A 6,267-nucleotide genomic window follows, 5' to 3' on the forward strand; every position below is an offset into this window, starting at 1 on the left:
CGCACCAGTGGCGCCTCCACCGATCATGGTCTGATTTGATCGGGTCCGAGCTCTACCATGTTGCCCATGCCGGCGCCGGCGGCCTGCTGCGCCAGCACGGCGAACCGATCGAGCCCCAGATCGGACGCCACCGCGTCGTGGATCGGGCCGAACGTGAGCTTCGATACGGTTGCCGACCCCGAGAAGAAGGCGCCCAGCTCACCAAGAAAGGGCGCCACCAGAGGCCATGCCCCGCCGAACCGCCGACGGCGCCCAAAGTCGCTTGAGCAGGCGCAAGCCCACCGCTCACCGGGGCATTGCGCCCGCTGGAGCAGTCCGGAGACGAGCCAGCGCTTGATCTCCCGGGCATACTGGGGAAGCGGGTGCAGCGGATGCGCCTTGAATCTGAAGTGCAAGCCGCCGACCTTTCATGGACTTGCGCCGAGGCATGGAGGCACGGGCATGGAGGCACGCACGGGCGTGGAGGCGCGCGCTGCGCGGCGGGGATGGATGAACGACGCCGCCCGGATGCGGTTCGCGCGCGTTGCCGTGACCCGCGCCCACCACGGGAGAGAGTATCCGCCAATGTTCATAGAACACCCAAAGTCAGCGCCGGAACGCGAACAGCGGGCGAGCTTCTTTGCATCGCATCGTTGGCCGCTGGCAACGATCGTCGCGTGTGTCGCGTTGTCTGTGGCGGCCTTCACGCCGCGCTTCATCGATTATCTATCCACGGGCCGCTGGAGCCAGTCGGCCACCCCGGCCTTTCAATACGCCCCCACCGCGCTCGAGGTGCATGCATTGTTCGGGATGGCGCTGATCCCGCTCTTCTTTTTTCAGCCCGTCCTGGGGGCGATGTTGATGGGACGAGAAACCTCAGCGACCGTTCGGCTGGCGCATCGATGGCATGGCCGGTTCGTTGCGCTCGGCGCCGTCCTGCTGTCCGTCCTCGGCTTTTTCATCACCTACCGATTTGCCGCCAACTCGGACAGCGTCACGTCCATAGTCTTCATGTTCCTGGTTGCGCTGTTGGTGATCCTGTTTTTCGCGCAGGCGCTGTGGGAAGCGAGAAAAAGCCGAATCGGACGGCATCTCGACGCGCTAGTCTTTGCCATGATCTTTCTCTCGCTGCCGGCCACGGGCCGGCTGATCGAGGCGGCGATGCGGGCTGTCGGGGTCGAGAACACGCGCGCCCGCGATCTCGTGTCGATCGGCTTCGGCTGGCGGGTTGAGCTGGTCGATATCACGATCCTGATGGTCGCCGCCGTGCCGATCCTTCTCTGGGGCCTGTATGCGATCCCGCGCCGCGTCCTGCGGGCGCACCCGGCGAAACTTTGGCTCGCGGCGGCCTTCTTCGGACTGCCGCTTCTCGCCGTCGCAGCGCAGGCCGTCAAACTCTGACAAGCGCCGCGGGTCCGTCGGCCTCCGCCTGGGTCGGGCCGCAGGCGGCCGGCATCCGCAAGGAGGCCGCCGCGAGGCGCCGCGCCGCTGTCATGACCTGGAACCAAGGGCTAAGGTCCAAGGGCGAAGGCGGGCTCCCCTCGGCCTTCGGCCCTCGGCCCTCGGCCCTCGGCCCTCGTCAAGGTGTATCCTGCCGCCCACGGAGCCCGGCGGATGCCGGGATCATGCAGCCCACCGCGAGGCCCCATGAAGGTCGCCGTCATCTACAACCGAGAGTCGCAGAAGGTCATCAACCTGTTCGGCCAGCCGAACCGCGAGAAGTACGGCCTCAAGGCCATCACCCGCATCGTCAATGCGCTGAAGAAGGGCGGCCACCAGGCCATCGCGCTGGAGGGCGACAAGGACCTCATCGACAACCTGGAGGAGTTCATGCCCCGCGCGCTGAAGGGCGAGCGCCCCGGCATGGCCTTCAACCTGTCCTACGGCATCCAGGGGCAGGCGCGCTATACGCACGTGCCGGGCATCCTGGAGATGGTCGGCGTGCCCTACGTCGGCTCCGGCCCTTTGGCGCATTCGCTCGCGCTCGACAAGGTGGTCGCGAAGATGCTGTTCGCGCAGCGCGGCGTACCGACGCCGGAGTTTGCGGTGCTCGACGCCCCGGGCTTCGAGCTGCCGGACCTGGCCTTTCCGCTCATCGTGAAGCCGAAGAACGAGGCCGTGTCCTTTGGTCTTCGCATCGTCGACAACGAGCAGGAGCTGCGGGAGGCGGCGGCGGTCATTTTCGAGCAGTTCAGCCAATCGGTACTGGTGGAGCGCTACATCGACGGGCGCGAGATCAACGTCGGCCTGCTCGGCAACGGCGCCAATCTGGCGACCTTTCCGCCGGCGGAGCTGATCTTCGGCGTCGGCGGGCCGAACATCTACACCATGGAGGACAAGAAGCGCACCTCGGGCCGCGAGGTGGAGGTGCGCTGCCCGGCGGACATCGACCCGGCGCTGGCCGAGAAGGCGCGCGGCATCGCGATGAAGGCCTTCCACGTGCTCGGCTGCTACGACTGCGCGCGCGTGGACATGCGCATGGACGCCGCCGGCAACCTCTACGTGCTGGAGATCAACAGCCTGCCGAGCCTGGGCGAGCACGGCTCCTACGTGTCGGGCGCCGAGGCCGTCGGGCTCGACTTCGATGCGCTGGTGGTGCGCCTGGTGGAGGTGGCCGCCGCGCGCTATTTCGGCACGCCGAACCCGCCCGACCTGACCCGCCGGCGCGCGGAGCCCAAGCACGCGGCCTTCGCCTTCCTGACCGAGCGGCGCGACCGGCTGGAGAAGCTCCTGGAGGAGTGGACCGGCATCGGCAGCCGCTCCGATGATCCGGTGGGCATCCGACTCGCGGCGCAGCACCTCTCGGCGCAGCTCACCGAGATCGGGCTGCGGCCCGTGCGCGAGCTCACCGACGAGCGCGACATCTGGACCTGGGAGAGCCCGGCCGGGCTCGCCGGCGGCACGCTCGTCATCGGCCATCTGGACGTGCCGGTGAACCCGCAGCTCGGCATGGAGCACTTCCATCGCGACCCGGAGTGGCTCTACGGCGAGGGCATCGGCTCCTCGCGGGCGTCGCTGGCGATGCTGGAGACGGCGCTGCGGGCCGTGAAGCACGTGCGCCGGCTGAGTCGCACACGGCTCGGTGTCGCCATCTACGCCGACGAGGGCCGCGACTGCGAGGAGAGCGCGGACGTGCTCAAGCGCGCCTGCGCCGAGGCCGGCCGCGTGCTGGTGCTGAACCCGGGCAATGCGGGCGAGCGCATCGTCACGTCGCGCCGCGGCCAGCGCCGCTATCGGCTGCGGGTGGAGGGCAAGGCGCTGCGGCTCGGGCAGGTCGGGCGCAGCACCGAGGTGCTGCGGGTGCTGTACGGCAAGCTCGACGAGGTGACGGCGCTGTCCGACCGCAAGGCCCGGGTCGCCGTCTCGGTGTCCGACATCGCCACCGACGCCTACCCCATGCGCCTGCCGCACCGGGTGCGCGTCGGGCTCACGGTGTCCTACCCGGACCAGGCCGAGGCGGATGCGCTCGACCGCGCCATGCGCGGCGTGCTGCGCGGCGGTGGCGTGCACTGGGACTTGGTGCAGGTGTCGGATCGCCCGCCGATGCCGGAGCGCAAGGTCAACGCGCCGTTGGTGCAGCGGCTCAAGGACATCGCGACGGAGTGGGAGATCCCGCTCGAGACCGACTCCTCGCTGTGGCCCTCCGTGGCCGGGCTGGTGCCCGAGAACGTGCCGGTGGTCTGCGGTCTGGGGCCGGTGGCGGCGGATCTGTATACCTCCGACGAGGCCGTCTCGCGCATGAGTCTGGTGCAGCGCACGCTGCTCCTGATGCAGTGCCTGCTGGACGGCTGACGGGCGCGTGCACGGAGCAATGGCCGGCAGCGATACGGGCGCGAGCGAGCAGGGCGGGCACTTACGCCAAGACCCCGGCGACCACCGCGTCGTGCATCCGCAGCGGGTCGGTGTGTCGCGGCGGGGCATGGTCTCGACCCAGCACTACCATGCGACCAACGCGGGCGCGGAGCTGTTGACCGCCGGCGGCAATGCCGTGGACGCGGCCGTCGCCGCGGCCTTTGCGCTCTGCGTCGTCGAGCCCGCCGCCTGCGGCATCGGCGGCCAGACCATGCTGTTGCTGCACCTCGCCGCCGATGGCCGCAAGTTCTGCCTGGACGGCGCCAGCCGCGCGCCCAACCGCACGCCGCCCGGCGAGCTCGGCCGCGGGGCGCGGCTGCGCGGCCACCGCGCGACAACGGTGCCGAGCACGCCCGCCGTGCTCGCCCACGCGCTGAAGCACTATGGCACGCGCTCGCTGGCCGAGGTGCTGGCGCCGGCGATTCGCCTCGCCGAGCACGGCTATCGCATCTCGCCGCTGCAGCACCACCTGGCGCGCCGCGAGCTCAAGTACCTGAAGAAGCACTCCGCCGGCGCGATCCTGCTGAAGGACGGCAAGGCGCCTTATCCCATCGGCGCGCGCTTCCGCCAGCCGGCGCTGGCGCGCACCCTCGCGCGCATGGCCGAGGCGGGCGTCGAGGACTTCTACCAAGGCGACATCGCCCGCGCCATCCACGCGGACATGGTCGCCAACGACGGCCTGCTGCGCGACGACGACCTCGCCCGCATCCCCTGGCCGACGGAGCGTCGACCGCTCGCGACCCACTTCGCGCACAAGCGGGTGTTCACCTGCCCGCCGCCGGGTGCCGGGCGCACGCTGGTCGAGGCCTTGAACCTGCTTGCGCAGTTTCCGGAGGCCGCGCGCGACCCGGACAACCCGCGCGGGGCGCTGCTGCTTGCGCACGTCATCCGCCGGGCCAACCTCGACCGTGCCGACCGCCCGGAGGACCCGGCGCTGTTCGCCCAAGAGCTGGAGCTCGGCGAGGACATCACGCATCTGGACTACGCCAAGCGCGTCGCCCGGCGCATCAAGGCGCGGCTCCTGCGCGGCGAGGCCCGCGCCGCCGCCGCCGATGCCATGCGCGGCGAGACGACCCATCTGTCGGTCATGGACGCCGCCGGCAACGTCGTCGCCCTGACCCAGTCCATCGAGCGGGTGTTCGGCTCCTTCACCGTCTGCCCGACGCTCGGCTTCATCTACAACAACTACATGAGCGCCTTCGAGTACGAGGACATGGCCCATCCGTACTACCTGCGGCCGAACGCGGTGCCCTGGGCCTCGGTGGCGCCGACCATCGTGTTTCGCGGGAATCGGCCCTGGCTCGCCATCGGCTCGCCGGGGTCCGAGCGCATCGTCTCGGCGATTCTTCAGGTGCTGCTGCGCCTGGAGCGCGGCGCCGCGCCGCTCGATGCCGTGGAGGCGCCGCGGCTGCATTGCAGCGTCGACGGCAAGGTGGCGCTGGAGGCCGCGCGCATGCGCGACGACATCCCGCTGCTGCTGGCCCGGCACGGGTTCGACATCGACCCGCGCGATCCGTACTCCTTCTACCTCGGCTGCGTGCAGCTCGTGCTGCGCGAGAACGACGACTTCATCGGCGTCGCCGACCCGCGTCGCGACGGCTCCGCCAGGGGGCCGGCGGATTGACGACCGACGCTCGCCCGGGGCCGTTGCCGCTGTTGATCTCGGTGCCGCATGCGGGGCTCGCGCTGCCGCAGGAGGTCGCCGCGCTGAACCTGCTGACACCCGCGCAGATCGCCCGCGACGGCGACGAGGGCGCCGCGGCCATCTACGCGGCGCTGGCCCCGCATGTCGCCCACTATGTCAGCGCCGAGGTCGGCCGCGCCTTCGTGGACATGAACCGCGCCGAGGACGACCTCGGCAAGGACGGCGTCGTGAAGACCCACACCTGCTGCAACGAGCCCGTGTATCGCGCGCCCTTGCCCGCGGAGACCATCGAGGCGCTGCTTGCGCGCTGGCACCGGCCGTATCACGAGAAGCTGAGCGCGCTCGCCGGCAGCGACGTCGTGCTCGGCGTGGACTGCCACACCATGGCCGCGACGGGGCCGCCGATCGGGCCGGATGTCGGCAAGCCGCGCCCGGAGGTCTGCATCGGCGACGGCGACGGCACCTGTCCGCGGGACTGGGCCGACGGGCTCCTGGCCTGTTTTCAGCGGCATTTCAGCGGCCCGGTGCTGCTGAACCAGCCGTTTTCCGGCGGCCACATCGTCCGCGCCCACGCGGCCGAGCTGCCCTGGGTCATGATCGAGCTCAGCCGCGCGCCCTTCGCGAGCGACGCAGAGAAGGGCAGGCGGGTGCTGGCGGCTTTGACGGATTGGCTCGGGAAGGGGAAAGTGGCTAGTGGCTAGTGCTTCGCTGCCAAAATCCCGAGACCGTGGTTTCATCGTTGTCGTTATCGTTGTCGTGATCGTAATCGAACGTGCGCGGTGTTGACGGGC

Annotated in this window: 5 protein-coding genes; 4 read left to right on the forward strand and 1 reads right to left on the reverse strand. The window is 70.0% G+C overall.

Going from position 1 to position 6,267, the window contains the following annotated elements:
* Window positions 1–23: 23 nt before the first annotated feature.
* The gene (locus ML01_RS24055; protein ID WP_058557924.1) at window positions 24–395 is read right to left on the reverse strand and encodes an L-lactate permease; all 372 of its coding nucleotides are present in this window, start codon (window positions 393–395) and stop codon (window positions 24–26) included.
* 46 nt (window positions 396–441) lie between these two features.
* Between ML01_RS24055 and ML01_RS24060 the strand changes: the two genes are divergently transcribed.
* From ML01_RS24060 to ML01_RS24075, 4 genes are all read left to right on the forward strand, one after another.
* Window positions 442–1,380, forward strand: a complete 939-nt coding sequence (locus ML01_RS24060) for a hypothetical protein (RefSeq protein ID WP_156427961.1) — start codon at window positions 442–444, stop codon at window positions 1,378–1,380.
* A 246-nt stretch (window positions 1,381–1,626) separates the two neighbouring features.
* Entirely contained in the window at window positions 1,627–3,771 is a 2,145-nt protein-coding gene (locus tag ML01_RS24065; RefSeq protein WP_058557926.1) for an ATP-grasp domain-containing protein, read from the forward strand.
* A gap of 19 nt (window positions 3,772–3,790) precedes the next feature.
* Complete coding sequence (locus ML01_RS24070) at window positions 3,791–5,455, forward strand: gamma-glutamyltransferase family protein (RefSeq protein WP_082674619.1); 1,665 nt, start codon at window positions 3,791–3,793, stop codon at window positions 5,453–5,455.
* Window positions 5,452–6,177, forward strand: a complete 726-nt coding sequence (locus ML01_RS24075; RefSeq protein ID WP_162268095.1) for an N-formylglutamate amidohydrolase — start codon at window positions 5,452–5,454, stop codon at window positions 6,175–6,177. The genes ML01_RS24070 and ML01_RS24075 overlap by 4 nt, the downstream gene beginning before the upstream one ends.
* Window positions 6,178–6,267 lie beyond the last annotated feature (90 nt).

Origin of the sequence: Thiohalocapsa sp. ML1 (genome assembly GCF_001469165.1) — a bacterium.
GTDB lineage: Bacteria > Pseudomonadota > Gammaproteobacteria > Chromatiales > Chromatiaceae > Thiohalocapsa.